Consider the following 13,553-nt stretch of genomic DNA (forward strand, 5'->3'; position numbering starts at 1 on the left):
ATTTCTGTCGGAGGTGAGCGGAATACTGGCCCGCGCCCGATGAGTTGGACCGACGGAACTCGTCTTCTCTATCGGGGCCACAGCCCGCCCTGCCGCTCCCAGCTCCCCGGAGGTTCCCCGATGTCAGTCGATCTATCCGCACCCACCAAGAAGGGGCGGACGCCGATCGTCATCCGGGTGCTGGTGCTGGCGACCTTCGTCGTGATCCTCAACGAGACGATCATGATCAACGCCATCCCGCGCTTGATGGAAGATCTCGAGATCACCGAGCGGGCCGCGCAGTGGGTGTCGACCGCGTTCATGCTCACGATGGCCGCCATCATCCCGACCACGGGCTGGTTCCTGCAGCGGGTCACCACCCGCCGCGCCTATGGGCTCGCGATGGGCGTGTTCATCGCCGGTACCGCGTTGTCGATGATCGCGCCGACCTTCGAGGTGCTGCTGATCGGCCGGATCATCCAGGCCGGTGGCACCGCGGTGATGATGCCGCTGCTGATGACCACGCTGATGACCGTCGTGGCCGAGCAGGATCGCGGCCGGGTGATGGGCAATGTCACCCTCGCCATCTCGGTGGCGCCCGCGATGGGTCCGGTGATCTCCGGGCTGGTGCTGCAGGTCGGTTCGTGGCGTTGGCTTTTCGCGCTGATGCTGCCGATCGCCGGTGTCGTCACGTGGCTGGGGCTGCGGCAGCTGGAGAACGTCGGTGAACCGCAGGCCGGTGCCATCGACCTGCTGAGTGTCGCGCTGGCCGCGCTCGGTTTCGGCGGTCTGGTCTTCGGTCTGAGCCGGTTCGAGAGCGGCAGCTACACCGAGCCCCTGCTGATCGCCGGTGCGGGCCTCGCGCTCGTGCTCGCCTTCGCGTGGCGGCAGACGCGCCTGCAGCGCACCGGCACCCCGCTGCTGGATCTGCGGGTCCTGCTGTCGGGTACCTACACCAAGTCGGTCGTGCTGATGGCCATCGCGTTCCTGGCGATGATGGGTTCGATGATCCTGCTGCCGCTGTACCTGCAGAACCTGCGGGATCTGAGCCCGCTGGCGACCGGCATGCTGGTGATGCCGGGTGGTCTGGCGATGGGCCTGCTCGGCCCCACCATCGGTCGCCTGTTCGACCAGTACGGTGGCCGACTGCTGGTGATCCCCGGTTCGATCGGCATCACCGTCTCGCTGGCCGGGTTCACCCAGATCTCGCTGACCATGCCGTACTGGCAGCTGCTGGCGCTGCACATCCTGCTGATGATCTCGCTCGCGGCGGCCTTCACCCCGGTCTTCACCCTCGGCCTCGGCGCCCTGCCGATGCACCTGTACTCGCACGGCAGCTCCATGCTGGGCACCCTGCAGCAGGTGGCGGCCGCCTTCGGTACGGCCCTGGTGGTCACCGTGATGTCCGCGCGCAGCACCAGTCTCGTCGCCGAGGGCACCGACCCGACCACGGCCACGCTCGACGGCATGCGCCTTGCCTTCCTGATCTCGGCCGCCCTGTCCCTGATCGTCGTGGTCATGGCGGTCCTGCTCCCCAACCGGGCAGCCGCCAACCCGCACGGCACGCCGGAATCCGCCGACGAGTCCGACGCTCCCTTGCTCGTCAAGCACTGACACCCTGCCGACGAAGCCCCCTGACCAGCAAGGTCAGGGGGCTTCGTCGGGTCGGGACCTCTGGACGGACTGCTACCGGGCCAGCACCTTTCCGTTCTCGCCATCCGCTCGGTCCGGGTCCTCCACGTCGGCAGGCACCGGCGCTTCGGCGGTGGGCGGAAGGGACTCGCCTCGCCTGCGGTTGCGGACGAACCACCATTGCAGGACGCCGATTCCGGTCAGGCCGATCGCGAAGATCAGGGCGCCCAGGTACATGCCCGCGGGCCGCCAGGTCACCTCGAGGTTCGCGTTTTCGGTGCCAGGGGGGATCGTGACGGAGACGAAGATGTCGTCGATGGCTTCGATGTCGACGTCGCGGCCGTCGAGCGTGGCGCGGTAACCGGGCCACATCAGGCGCGCGAAGGTCACGCGGCCGCCGGTTTCGGAGGAGACCCGGACCGTACTCGTATAGCCGGATTCGTCGATCGATTCGGCGGTGACGCCGTCGGCGACGTCGGCGATCCGGCCGTTGGCGGTGGAAATCGGGCCACCGTCGCGTTCGAGTACCCAGATCCACTTGTCGTTGGGCGGGTAGTCGACCCAGTGCCATCCGGGCGGTGGTGGCTGCCACCGGGCGTCGGGGTAGACCAGGCGCATCAGGGTGATCCGGTCGACCTTCATCAGGTCGACGATCGGCTTGCCGGTCTCCGGTTCGATCTCGAAGATCTTGCCGAAGGACTCGGCGCAGGTGCTGCCCTCCCAGAACATGCAGGTGCGTTGCGAGAACGCCCGGTGGCCGATCGGGGTGTAGCCGTTGACGTAGCGCACGCCGGGGACCTCGGCGGAGAAGCCGACGACCAGCGAGGTGTAGACGCCGTCGCTGTTCTTGGCATCACCGGGGAAGATCTGGCTGTTGCCCAATTGCAGTGTGGTGCCGTCGAAGTCGGGGAATCGGGCCTTGGCCTCGGACCGGCTGTCCGGCAGATTCCACGACATCGGATGCGGTAGGGACTCGTCCACCTGGTAGTACGCGATCGGCGCGATGGTCACCAGCAGGGCAGCGCAGGCCGCCGTCCGGCCCCACTTCGCGTACAGCAACGCCACGATCGCGCCGAGCACGATCACGACGAGCGCCGCGACGAGGTGGACCCGAATCCGGTCGTAGGGCGCCGAAGCCACCGAACGCACCCACAGCAGCGCCACCAGCCCGACCGCCACCGCGGCACGCGTCCGCCAGCCGGCGAGGGTGCCGTGGCGGCTCAGCAGCACACACCCGAGCACCAGCAGGGCGAGGGCGAGCATCGGCAGGACCCGGGCGGGCCACCGGAGCGGTCCCAGCGTCGCCGGACCCGCGGTCCAGACCAGGGTGATCAGGGCGAAGAAGGCGATGCCACTGATCTCGCGGGCGGATTTCGCCGCCGCCTTCCAGTCGATGAAGGCCAGCCCCGGGATGAGGAACCAGGCGATGTAGACGACCGGGAACGGCTGGATCAGGCCGAACCAGGAGTTGAACGACGGCAGGGTCGTCGGCAGGCTCGAGTTCAGCGACTCCGACCAGGGCACCGTCATGAAGCCGTCGTTGCGGATCGCGCCGTCGGCGACCCGCCAGGTCACATCCGAGGACAGCAGGCTCGGCAGATAGGTGATGGCCCCGGCCAGCCCGGCACAACCGGCGGCGAGCAGCAGCCGCAGCGACGGCCACGGCTTGCGCTGATACACCCATTCCCCGGCCGCGACGGCCACGATCATCACCGCCGCTTCGACGCCCGGCCACACATAGCCGATGGTGATCGTGAAGTACAGGAACACGAAGACCGGGATCGGTCCACTCTGCCCCCTGGCATACCGGACTCCCGACGCCCACGCGTGCACCAGCCAGGCGGTACCGGCCAGACCCAGCGCCCACGAGGCCTGATCGAGGAACAGCAGCCACCCGGAGAAACAGAACGCCACCCCGGCGACCGCCGCCCACTGCGGCCGCGCCCGATAGGCCAGGCAGATCCGGAACACGCCCAGCGCGAGGATGATCGAATAGGCCAGCTTGACCACGGTGGCCAGCACGATCATGTTGTCGAACGAGGGCGCGATCGCCGCGACCAGCAGCTGCGGTGGGTTGAACAGACTCGCCTGACCTTCGATCAGGTAGTTGCCCGCCATCCACCGTTCGGGTTCGAGACCGGGAAACACCCCGTCGCGCAGGTGCCGCCCGACCGTCAGCCACAGCGGGACATACTGCGCTTCGGTGTCATCGGTGTAGAAGTGCCTGGCATTGGCCAGCAGCACACCCACATACCCCGCGATCACCCCGAGCACGGTCACCCCGGCCCACACCGCCGTCGTCCGCCGTGCGTCCCGCGAACCGTCGTCCTCCATAGCTCCGGCACATTACCTGGGGCTCAACATGGCTCGCCGCGTGCCCGGCCCGGCCTCGCGCGCCCGCGAGGAGCGTGTCCGATTCGCTCCGAGGCGTGGTTCAGCGATCGAAGTGACGGCACCGGCCGGTGAAGACGATCGCGATCACCGGACGCAGGACGGCGTCGACCAGGCCGGCACTGTCCGCGCGGTCCGTGTCGACCGAGAGGGAGTCGGCCAGGCCACGGGTGGTCGCGCTGATCATCGATGCGGCGGTGGCGCTGTCGGTGTCGGGGCGCACCTCACCGCATTCCTTGCCGTTCTCGATCGCGGTGGCGATCCGTTCACGCAGTTCGAGATCGGTTCGGCGGGCGAGTTCGGCCAGGTCGGGGCTGTTCAGCGAGAGCGTCCACAGGCTGCGCTCGACGCGGAACTCGACGGTGCGCTCGTCATCGAGCGGGAGCAGTTCGGTCAGGCCCGCGAGCAGCATCGCCGAGATCGGGCGACCGGCGGCTTCGCCGGCGCGGATGTGGGTGGCGACCCGGTCGGCGCTGCGGCGCAGGCAGTCCTCGTACGAGAACCGCAGCAGCTCGTCCTTGTTCGCGAAGTAGTGCTGGATCAGCCCGACCGAGACACCGGCCTCGGCGGCGACCCGGGTGAACGACACCCGGTGCAGTCCCTCGGCGGCGAGGAGTCGCTGGAAGGCGTGCGTCATCAACGCACGGCGCTGGTCGTGGTCGGCAACTCGGGGCATGGACAACAATATAGCCGTATGGTTATCGTTCCAATATGGTCATATTGCAACAAGCGCTGGTCGTGTTGCTTCCCCTGCTGGTGCTTGTCGGGTGCGCGCCCGCACCGCGCGCGGCGGCGGACAGTTCGAACACGGCCCTGGACGAGCTCCTGCGCGAACGGATGGACGAGTCGCGGATTCCCGGCGCCGCCTACGCGGTGGTCGATCGTGACGGAGTCCGGCACACCGGCACTTTCGGTACCGACGGATCGGGCGGCAGCGTCACCTCGGACACGCCGTTCCTGTGGGGCTCGGTGGCCAAACCCGTCACCGCGCGGCTGGTGCTGGACATGGTCGCCGCCGGCGAGCTGCGACTCGACGCGCCCGTCACCACCTACCTGCCATCGCTCCGAATGGCGGGTGATCACGTCGCGCGCGCGTCGGGTGGCGACCGCGGTTCAGCGCGAATCACGCTGCGCCACTTGCTCGATCACACCAGTGGACTGCCCACCTCGACCCGGCACACCGATCGCACCGACGCGAACCGTCGACCCGGTGACGTCGTACCCGAACTCGCCGATACGGCGCTGATCACCGAACCCGGTACCGCACACCACTATTCGAGTACCAACTACCTGTTGCTCGCGGCCGTCGTCGAGGAGGTCACCGGCCGACCCTTCACCGACGTGCTGACCGAACGCGTCCTCGACCCACTCGGCATGCGCAACACCATCACCACCGCCGACCACGCCGCGTCACTGCCGCCGGGCCACCGCTACATCCTCGGCCACCCGTTCCCCTTCACCACCCCCTTCGATCCGGCAGGCGTGGCCTACGGGTATCTCGGCGGCGCACTCGACGATCTCGCCGCGTTCGCCAGGGCGAGCCTCATCGAGCCACCGGTGTTCGACACGGCGGTATCCAACGGCGACATGACCTACGGCCTCGGCTGGCGCCGCTGGACCGTCGAGGGCACCGACATCCCGATGGTGTGGCACGGCGGCGCGACCCCGGGCTACTTCGCCCAGATCATCCTGCTCCCCGAGCACGCCATCGTCCTCACCGCCAACGCCTACGGAGCCTTCGCCGAGCCCGCCCTTCTCGATATCGGATTCGCGCTCGCCGCCCGCACCATGGATCTGGAACCACCCATTCCCCCAACGGAATACACCTATCCCGCGATCCTGGCCGCCCTGGTGGCACTGCTCGCACTCGGCATCGCCGCACTGATCCGCGGCATCCGCCTCCTCATCCGCCCGGCCACCACGCCACGCCGACGTGTCATCGTTAACCTGCTCGCCTGGCTGCTCGCACTCGGCACCCTCCTCGCCGGTTTCGGCATCGCCCTCCCCCGGACCCTCGGCATCGAACTCACCCAGCTCGTCCTGTGGGCACCCGACATCGCGGTCCTCGTCCTCGGCATCCTGACCATCTCGACCGCACTGCTCGTCGTTCGAATCGCCATCGCCGCACGCCGGCTCCGACCGGTCAGCCGTCGGTGAATCGCACGCCGGTCAGGCTCTCGGAGACCGTCCACAGCCGGTCTCCGGTCTCGGCGTCGGTCGCGGTGGCGGACAGCGGGACTCGTCTCGGGGCGCCGCGCAGCTCGCCGAATCCACCAGGGCCGATGAGCTGGCCGCCGCGAGCCTTGGGGGCGGTGGCGGCATACAGCTGGGACCGCGCGCCCTGGTCCGGCGTCTGGGCGAGTGGGGCGAGGATGCGGCCGTACAGCATTCGGATCGGCGCGACCGGGGTGCCGTGCTGCAGGTTGGTGGCCGCGTAGCCGGGGTGCGCGAGCACGCTGCGCACGCGACTGGCCACCGCGCTCAGCCGGCGATGCAGTTCCCAGCCGAAGACGGCGTTGGCGAGTTTGGACTGGTTGTAGAACCGCATGGGCGCGTAGGCGCGCTCACCGGAGAGGTCGTCGAAGAACAGGCGGCCCTGACGATGATTGGCCGAGGTCACGGTGACCACGCGGGGGTCGTCGGCGTCGGCGAGCCGGTCCAGCAGCAGGCCGGTGAGGGCGAAGTGGCCGAGATGGTTCGCGGCGAACTGTAATTCATGCCCCTGGGCGCTGAGCGTGCGTGGCGGCGCCATCACTCCGGCGTTGTTCACCAGCACATCCAGGCGCGAATGGTCGGCGCGCAGTCCTTCGGCGAAGGCGTGGACCGAGTCGAGATCGGCCAGGTCGACGCGACGCACCTCCAGGCGAGCGCCGGGCTGCGCGGCGCTGATCGCCGCGACCGCCCGATGCCCCTTGGCCGCGTCGCGGACGGCGAGGATCACCTGGCCTCCCGCACGAGCGAGGGCCTCGGTGGTCGCGAGCCCGAGTCCGCTGGCCGCCCCGGTCACGATCGTGCGGTGACCACGCGAATCACCATGGCCGAGCGCAAACGCCAGCTCGTCACCGACGAACTGACCGAGGCGGCGCTGAACCTGCTGGCGAGCAAGGGTTTCGACGCGGTGACCATCGACGAGATCGCCACCGCCGCCGGGGTTTCCAAGCGCACCTTCTTCCGGTACTTCGAGTCGAAGGAAGATGTGGTCGTCCGATTCCTGGCCGACATGGGCACCGGTATCACCGCGGAACTGGCGGCCCGCCCCGCCGCGGAGCGTCCGTCCGTCGCGCTGCGGCACGCGATCTGGGTCCCGATCGCCGCCTGTGGCGCGCACGCCGACCGGGCCCTGCGCGTGGTGCAGCTGATCCTGCGCACCCCGGCTCTGCACGCCCGCTTCCTGGAACGCCAGATCCGCTGGCGCGCCGACCTGACCGAGGAACTGGCCCGCCGCACCGGCCGCGACCCCGACCGCGACCTGCTCCCGTCGATGTCGGCCGCCATGGCACTGACCGCCTTCAACACGGTCCTGCAACGCTGGAGCGACGGCGCCACCGACCCCGCCGACCTGACCGACCGCGCCTTCGCGGTGATCGCACCGAGCTTGGACGGTTGAGCGATCGACCTGACAGCGGTCGATGAACACCAGGCTGGCAGCCGACCGGATCCTGCCGCATGATGGTCGTGCGAATAGTTCTGCGCTGGCGAAGGATTCGATGTACATGGCGTTTCTCGGCCGAGCCGTCAGATCCGCACGCCCCCGGGCCGCGGCGACGACCGCCCGCGAGGGAATGATTCAGCAGGTCGCGACCGTGGCGACCTACTCGCAGCTGGGCCAGCAGGTGGTGCAGCTGCCCGGGCAGCTCGGAGCCATGGAAACCAGGACGCCGAACCCACCCGATGCGGTCCCGACGGCCCGACAGACCGCACCGCGTTCCGTCGGGCCGGGAATGGTCGCGGTGCTGTGCTGGACCTTCATCGGTTCCGCGGTGTTCATGGTGGCCGGTTGCCTGGCCGAGGGAAACTCCAGTGGAGCGGCGGTCGGTGCGGCGCTGGCCGCCCTCGGCATCGTCGGCGAGATCCTGCGCCGGGTCGTCGGCACCCGCTCGAGCACCGCCGCCATCGACCCGTCCGCACACCGCCGAACCGAGCCGTCACCGCGGGGACGCCGTGACTGATCGATATCGCCGACCGACGAAACGCATCAGGCCGGTTTCGGATGATCCCGAAACCGGCCTGAACTGCGCATACTGTGGAGCTAAGGGGAATCGAACCCCTGACCTTCTCGATGCGAACGAGACGCGCTACCAACTGCGCTATAGCCCCGTGCGGCTCTGGCGAACCGCGCTGTGACACTGTATCAGGCGTTCCGCTCCGATACCGAATCGGTACTCTGACCTGCTGTTCTGCGTGGTTGCGCCAGTTACTCGCCGACGGCGCGGCCGAGGTCTTCGACCCGGGTGCGCAGGGCGCGGGAGGTGGCTGGATCGAAGGTCTCGAGGTACTCGAACACCGGATCCTCGTCGTCGGTGTCGAGCAGGGTGGAGCGGCGGCGCAGGGCGCGGGCGGTGTCGCGGTCCATGGTGCGCCGGGTGGTCGCCGCCTCGGGGGTCGCGGCGGTGGCCTCGCGACGCTTGCCGCGGGTCAGCCGGGCCGCGCGGCGGCGGCGGATCTCCTCCTCCACCTGGACCTGCCTGCGCAGGTAGGCCAGGTAGCCGACCAGCACGGCGGCGGTGAGGCCGAAGGCCCACCAGAACAGCGCGTTGAGCAGCAGGCCGAAGGCGGCGAACAGGGTGCTGGCGATGATCAGGCCGAGGACGGCACGCTGCCGGAAGCTGTAGCGGGCGGCGCGCGCGATGGCGTCGGCCTCGGGGTCGTAGCCGCCGCGGCCGCGGCGCGAGGGCACGAAGTCCTCGTCGTCGAAGTCGGCCTGGTCGGAGTCGGGGTCGAGGTCGATGTCGTCGAGCCGGGCCGGGGGCGCGGGCGGGATCCGGGCGGCGACGGGCGGGTCGTCCGCCGCTGCCGAGATCGGCTCCGCCGCAGCGTCATCGGCCTTGTCATCGGCGAGATCGGCTGCCGTGTCGGGCTCTTCGAGATCCACATCGATCGGCGGATCGTCGCCGGGCTCGGGCGCGGCGTCGAGTTCGGCCGTGGCGGTCAGCTTTTCGTCTTCGTCTTCGGTGACGGGCTCATCGGTCGTCATCCGATCCTCCGAATCAGTACGGTGGGGGTGCTTGGTCAGCACACGGGGGCGGTAGTCGGGGTCACTCTCGTGACCGCCGGCCGCCCCGATGCGAATCCGTCGTTCGGCCCCGCCACGGTGCAGCACGCGCGTGGCGAGTGCGGCATCGGTGGTGCGGCGGATCCGAGGGTGCCGGTCCGCCAGAATCGGGAACAGGACGAAGACCCACAGCACTACGAGTCCGATCCACAGGATCGAATTCGGCATCGCGGTCATCACCTCCCGTCCCCGCCTGCGTGTTGTCCATCCGTGGACGCACCACCGACGTCCGTAGGTTAATTCGCGCGCGCCCGCCCATGTGGCAGGCGCGCCGTGCACACCTGCCACATGAGTAACAGAATTTTCACGGCAGCGCCGCTCGACCCTCCCTGACCAGGCGGTCCACCACCGTGCCCATGACCTCTTCGACCGTCAAGCCCACCAGCAGATGATCGCGCCAGGCACCGTCCACATCGAGGTAGCGGCGCAGCATGCCCTCTTCCCGGAAGCCGACATTGCGCAGGACCGCCTGGCTGGCCAGGTTTTCCGGCCGCACCGTCGCCTCGACGCGATGCAGGCCGACCGGGCCGAAGCAGTGGTCCAGACCCAGCCCGAGCGCGGCCGTCGCCACGCCCTGCCCCCCGAGGTCCTTGGCGACCCAGTAGCCGATCCACGCCGAGCGCAACGCGCCGCGCACGATGTTGCCGATGGTCAGCTGCCCGCTGAACTGCCCGTCGACCTCGATGACCAGCGGGATCATCGCGCCACGGCGCGCCTCGGCCTTGAGACTGGTCCACAGCGCGGGCCAGTTCGAGGCGTGATTACGCGCCTCCCACGCCCCGCGCCCGGTGGGTTCCCAGCGCTCCAGGTGATCGCGGTCGCGCAGCCGGATCCGGCTCCAGGCGGCGGCATCGCGAAAGCGCACCGGCCGCAGGGTGACCTGTCCACCGGCCACGATCACCGGACCGAGCCGTGCGGGCCAACCGGGATGCTGTCCGGCCCGGAATACGTTCATCGACTCCACGTTTCAGCCGCGCTGCGCCAGGAACGCGACCTGAACCTCGTCGCCGGTACGGAATTCGGTGTCCTCGGGATCGACCACGATCAGGCTGTTGGCCTCGGCCAGCGTCGCCAGCAGATGCGAGGAGCCGCCGTTGCCGTTGCCGAGCGGCTGCACCAGGTAATCACCGGTCGCCTCGTCCCGCAGCAGTTGCGCGCGCAGGTAGCCCTTGCGGCCCGGCATGGACGAGATCGGGGTGATGGTGCGGGCGTTGACGATCCGGCGCATCGGCTGCCGACGGCCCAGCGCGATCCGGATCAGCGGACGCACCATCACCTCGAACACCACCAGCGCGCTCACCGGATTCGCCGGGAGCAGGAAGGTCGGCACCTCGTCGCGGCCGAGCCGCCCGAAACCCTGCACCGACCCCGGATGCATCGCCACCCGGTCGACCTCGAGCTCGCCGAGCCCGTCGAGCGCCTCGCGCACCTGATCCGAGGCCCAGCCGCCGACCGCGCCCGCGATCACCACCACTTCCGAGCGCACCAGCTGGCCTTCGACCACATCACGCAGGCGGCGCGGGTCGGCGCTGACGATGCCGACGCGGTTCACATCGGCACCGGCGTCGCGCGCGGCCGCGGCCAGCGCGTAGGAGTTCACGTCGTAGACCTGGCCGGGACCGGGGGTGCGGTCGATATCGATCAGCTCGCCGCCGATGGAGATCACCGACAGGCGGGGGCGCGGGTGCACGAGCACCTTGTCCTGGCCGACCGCGGCGAGCAGACCCACCTGGGCGGCACCGATGATGGTGCCCGCGCGCACGGCCACGTCGCCGGGCTGCACGTCGTCACCGACGCGGCGCACGTAGTCGCCGGAACGCACGGCCTCGAAGACCTTGATCCTGGCCCGTCCACCGTCGGTGAAGTCCAGCGGCAGGACGGCGTCGGCGAGGGTCGGCAGCGGCGCGCCGGTGTCGACGCGCACGGTCTGGCGCGGCTGCAACCGGATCGGCTGGCGTGAACCGGCGACAACTTCGCCGACCACCGGCAGGGTGAGGTCGATCAGTTCGTCGTTCTCGTCGCGCACATCGGTGCCCGCGGCGGCCACGTCGACGCTGCGCACCGCGTAGCCGTCGATGGCGGCCTGATCGAAACCGGGCAGCGGCCGTTCGGTGACGACGTCCTCCGCGCACAACAAACCCTGGGCCTCGGAGATCGCCACCCGGACCGGCCGGGGCGCGACCGCGGCCGCGGTGACCTTGATCAGCTGATCCTCAACCGAGCGCATCGGTCGCTTCGCTCCTTCGCTGTCTCGCTCCACCATCGCGGCGGGCCGGGTCCTACGCGTCCGGGGACTGCGGGTCCCATTCCGGGCTGAGCCGGAACTTCAGCCACTCGCGCAATTGCGGACCGTATTCCTCCCGCTCGAGGGCGAAATCCACGGCAGCTCGAAGATAACCGCCCGGGTTGCCCAAATCGTGGCGCGACCCACGGTGGACCACGACGTGGACCGGATGACCCTCGGCGATCAACAGGGCGATGGCATCGGTGAGCTGCAGCTCTCCGCCCGCGCCCGGCGTGATGCGGCGCAGTGCGTCGAAGATCACCCGGTCGAGCAGATAGCGTCCGGCGGCGGCCAGCGTCGAGGGCGCGTCGGCCAGCGCGGGCTTCTCGACCATGCCCTTCACCCGCAGCACGTCGACTTCGGCGCCGTCGGCCAGTTCCTCGACATCGAAGACGCCGTAGGCGCTGACCTGGTCCTTCGGCACATCGATGGCACACAGCACCGAACCACCGCGCTCGCGGCGCACCCGGTTCATCGTCTCGAGCACACCACACGGCAGCACCAGGTCATCGGGCAGCAGCACGGCGATGGCTTCCTCATCGGCGTCGAGCACCGCTTCGGCCTGGGCCACCGCGTGGCCGAGCCCGAGCGGCTCCTCTTGCACGACCGAGGTCACATCGAGCAGGCCCGGCGCCTTGCGAACCTTCTCCAGCAGCGCGAACTTCCCGCGCTCGGCCAGCGTGCTCTCCAGCACCAGGTCCTCGACGAAATGCGCGACCACGCCGTCCTTGCCCGGCGAGGTCACGATCACCAGCCGGTCGGCGCCGGAATCGGCGGCCTCCGCGGCGACCAGTTCGATGCCGGGAGTGTCGACCACCGGCAGCAATTCCTTGGGCACCGTCTTGGTCGCAGGCAGAAACCGCGTCCCGAGTCCGGCCGCGGGCACCACCGCAGTGCGGAAACCGGAAGTCTTGTCTGTCATGCGCATACCCTATCCATTTTCGCGTGCCGTCCGATCGCCCTCTCGCGACGATCCGGCGTCGGCAAGAGCTTAGGGTGGTCGCTGTGGAGATGCCCGGTGAGCGCACGAAATATGCGTGGCGCACCCAGGTCCTGGCCGAGCGAGCACGGGTCGGTCCGGCCGAACACGCCGCCGAAGCGGCCGCGCTGGCGAGGGCAACAGCCCCGCTGGCCGGGGCCGATGAGGTCGTGTGCGCCTATGTGCCGATCCGCGGCGAGCCCGGCGATCTGCGGATGCTCGACGAGTTGCGGGTGGCGGGTGCCACAGTGTTGCTGCCGGTCACCGGCGAGCCGGGACCGCTGTGCTGGGCGCGGTACGAGGGCGCCGATTCCCTGCGCAAGGCCCGGTTCGGACTGCTCGAACCGACCACGCCGACCTTGCCCCCGGCGACCGTGGCCCAGGCTTCGACGATCCTGGTTCCCGCGCTCGCCGTGGATCGGCGCGGGGTGCGGCTCGGGCGCGGCGCCGGCTATTACGACCGCACGCTGGGCGCCGCGCGCGCCGAGACGCGGCTGATCGCGGTCGTGCGCGACGCCGAGCTGGTCGACCGGCTGCCCGAGGAGCCACACGACCGTAGGATGGGATGGGCACTCACCCCGGGTGGCGGGCTGTGCGAACTGGGGCACGACCTCGGCGTTTCGCCGGAATGAAACCGCGATTGGCGACGTTGGCACTGTCGGCGGTAGAGTGCTAGATCGACGAGAACCTGCGGAGGATCCTGTGCCAACTTATTCGTACGCGTGCACCGAGTGTGACAACCGCTTCGACATCGTTCAGTCCTTCTCCGACGACGCGCTGACGGTGTGCCCGCAGTGCTCCGGAAAGCTGCGGAAGCTGTTCAACTCGGTCGGCATCGTCTTCAAGGGCAGCGGTTTCTACCGCACCGACAGCCGTGGTGGCGCGTCCACCGCCAGTGAACCGGCCAAGTCCTCGTCGGACTCGAACGGCAGCGGGAGCAACGGCAGCTCGTCGACCGATTCCAGCACGAGCTCGACGCCCGCCGCCGCCGGCTGATTCCCGCAGACTTGTCCACA

Annotated in this window: 13 protein-coding genes and 1 tRNA gene; 6 read left to right on the forward strand and 8 right to left on the reverse strand. The window is 69.3% G+C overall.

Annotated features, from left to right (window positions below; all coding sequences use genetic code 11):
• Window positions 1-120 precede the first annotated feature (120 nt).
• Complete coding sequence (locus ACFVVM_RS13515; protein WP_387617213.1) at window positions 121-1,593, forward strand: DHA2 family efflux MFS transporter permease subunit; 1,473 nt, start codon at window positions 121-123, stop codon at window positions 1,591-1,593.
• A 72-nt stretch (window positions 1,594-1,665) separates the two neighbouring features.
• On the opposite strand, the gene ACFVVM_RS13520 is transcribed toward ACFVVM_RS13515, so the two are convergent.
• Together ACFVVM_RS13520 and ACFVVM_RS13525 are read right to left on the reverse strand one after the other, a co-directional pair.
• On the reverse strand, window positions 1,666-3,945 hold the full coding sequence (locus ACFVVM_RS13520) for a hypothetical protein (protein ID WP_387617215.1): 2,280 nt from the start codon (window positions 3,943-3,945) through the stop codon (window positions 1,666-1,668).
• Between the two features lie 100 nt (window positions 3,946-4,045).
• A complete protein-coding gene (locus ACFVVM_RS13525; protein WP_387617217.1) occupies window positions 4,046-4,678 on the reverse strand; it encodes a TetR/AcrR family transcriptional regulator in 633 nt (210 codons plus the stop codon).
• Between the two features lie 35 nt (window positions 4,679-4,713).
• On the opposite strand from ACFVVM_RS13525, the gene ACFVVM_RS13530 reads away from it, so the two are divergent.
• Window positions 4,714-6,159 carry a serine hydrolase domain-containing protein gene (locus ACFVVM_RS13530; RefSeq protein WP_387617219.1) on the forward strand — a complete coding sequence of 482 codons (1,446 nt, stop codon included), beginning with the start codon at window positions 4,714-4,716 and terminating at the stop codon, window positions 6,157-6,159.
• Here ACFVVM_RS13530 and ACFVVM_RS13535 read toward each other — a convergent pair.
• Window positions 6,146-7,009: an oxidoreductase gene (locus ACFVVM_RS13535; RefSeq protein ID WP_387617221.1), complete on the reverse strand. Its 864-nt coding sequence runs from the start codon at window positions 7,007-7,009 to the stop codon at window positions 6,146-6,148. The genes ACFVVM_RS13530 and ACFVVM_RS13535 overlap by 14 nt on opposite strands.
• A 9-nt stretch (window positions 7,010-7,018) precedes the next feature.
• Between ACFVVM_RS13535 and ACFVVM_RS13540 the strand changes: the two genes are divergently transcribed.
• Window positions 7,019-7,609 (forward strand): TetR family transcriptional regulator, encoded by a 591-nt coding sequence (locus tag ACFVVM_RS13540; protein ID WP_387617223.1) that lies wholly within the window; start codon window positions 7,019-7,021, stop codon window positions 7,607-7,609.
• A gap of 106 nt (window positions 7,610-7,715) precedes the next feature.
• Window positions 7,716-8,171: a hypothetical protein gene (locus ACFVVM_RS13545; RefSeq protein WP_387617225.1), complete on the forward strand. Its 456-nt coding sequence runs from the start codon at window positions 7,716-7,718 to the stop codon at window positions 8,169-8,171.
• Window positions 8,172-8,246: 75 nt separating this feature from the next.
• Here ACFVVM_RS13545 and ACFVVM_RS13550 read toward each other — a convergent pair.
• From ACFVVM_RS13550 to ACFVVM_RS13570, 5 genes are all read right to left on the reverse strand, one after another.
• Window positions 8,247-8,319 (reverse strand) — tRNA-Ala (locus tag ACFVVM_RS13550).
• A 97-nt stretch (window positions 8,320-8,416) separates the two neighbouring features.
• Window positions 8,417-9,442 carry a gephyrin-like molybdotransferase receptor GlpR gene (gene glpR, locus ACFVVM_RS13555; protein WP_387617227.1) on the reverse strand — a complete coding sequence of 342 codons (1,026 nt, stop codon included), beginning with the start codon at window positions 9,440-9,442 and terminating at the stop codon, window positions 8,417-8,419.
• 136 nt (window positions 9,443-9,578) lie between these two features.
• Window positions 9,579-10,229 (reverse strand): GNAT family N-acetyltransferase, encoded by a 651-nt coding sequence (locus ACFVVM_RS13560; protein WP_302875437.1) that lies wholly within the window; start codon window positions 10,227-10,229, stop codon window positions 9,579-9,581.
• Between the two features lie 12 nt (window positions 10,230-10,241).
• Window positions 10,242-11,501 (reverse strand): gephyrin-like molybdotransferase Glp, encoded by a 1,260-nt coding sequence (glp, locus tag ACFVVM_RS13565; RefSeq protein WP_387617230.1) that lies wholly within the window; start codon window positions 11,499-11,501, stop codon window positions 10,242-10,244.
• Between the two features lie 52 nt (window positions 11,502-11,553).
• Complete coding sequence (locus tag ACFVVM_RS13570) at window positions 11,554-12,480, reverse strand: UTP--glucose-1-phosphate uridylyltransferase (protein WP_387617232.1); 927 nt, start codon at window positions 12,478-12,480, stop codon at window positions 11,554-11,556.
• 89 nt (window positions 12,481-12,569) lie between these two features.
• Here ACFVVM_RS13570 and ACFVVM_RS13575 point away from each other — a divergent pair, with 89 nt between their 5' ends.
• Both ACFVVM_RS13575 and ACFVVM_RS13580 read left to right on the forward strand, forming a co-directional pair.
• Complete coding sequence (locus tag ACFVVM_RS13575; RefSeq protein WP_387619191.1) at window positions 12,570-13,169, forward strand: 5-formyltetrahydrofolate cyclo-ligase; 600 nt, start codon at window positions 12,570-12,572, stop codon at window positions 13,167-13,169.
• A gap of 70 nt (window positions 13,170-13,239) precedes the next feature.
• Entirely contained in the window at window positions 13,240-13,533 is a 294-nt protein-coding gene (locus ACFVVM_RS13580; RefSeq protein ID WP_387617234.1) for an FmdB family zinc ribbon protein, read from the forward strand.
• Window positions 13,534-13,553: the final 20 nt, after the last annotated feature.

This window comes from Nocardia sp. NPDC058176, from assembly GCF_042883805.1.
Lineage (GTDB): Bacteria > Actinomycetota > Actinomycetes > Mycobacteriales > Mycobacteriaceae > Nocardia.

What these genes read in the sequence shown, in the direction of transcription:
- ACFVVM_RS13525 (WP_387617217.1), bottom strand. Translation starts at nt 4,678, where the DNA reads ATGCCCCGAGTTGCCGACCACGACCAGCGCCGTGCGTTGATGACGCAC.
- ACFVVM_RS13545 (WP_387617225.1), top strand. Translation starts at nt 7,716, where the DNA reads ATGGCGTTTCTCGGCCGAGCCGTCAGATCCGCACGCCCCCGGGCCGCG.
- ACFVVM_RS13515 (WP_387617213.1), top strand. Translation starts at nt 121, where the DNA reads ATGTCAGTCGATCTATCCGCACCCACCAAGAAGGGGCGGACGCCGATC.
- glp (WP_387617230.1), bottom strand. Translation starts at nt 11,501, where the DNA reads ATGCGCTCGGTTGAGGATCAGCTGATCAAGGTCACCGCGGCCGCGGTC.
- glpR (WP_387617227.1), bottom strand. Translation starts at nt 9,442, where the DNA reads ATGCCGAATTCGATCCTGTGGATCGGACTCGTAGTGCTGTGGGTCTTC.
- ACFVVM_RS13570 (WP_387617232.1), bottom strand. Translation starts at nt 12,480, where the DNA reads ATGACAGACAAGACTTCCGGTTTCCGCACTGCGGTGGTGCCCGCGGCC.
- ACFVVM_RS13520 (WP_387617215.1), bottom strand. Translation starts at nt 3,945, where the DNA reads ATGGAGGACGACGGTTCGCGGGACGCACGGCGGACGACGGCGGTGTGG.
- ACFVVM_RS13560 (WP_302875437.1), bottom strand. Translation starts at nt 10,229, where the DNA reads ATGAACGTATTCCGGGCCGGACAGCATCCCGGTTGGCCCGCACGGCTC.
- ACFVVM_RS13530 (WP_387617219.1), top strand. Translation starts at nt 4,714, where the DNA reads ATGGTCATATTGCAACAAGCGCTGGTCGTGTTGCTTCCCCTGCTGGTG.
- ACFVVM_RS13575 (WP_387619191.1), top strand. Translation starts at nt 12,570, where the DNA reads ATGCCCGGTGAGCGCACGAAATATGCGTGGCGCACCCAGGTCCTGGCC.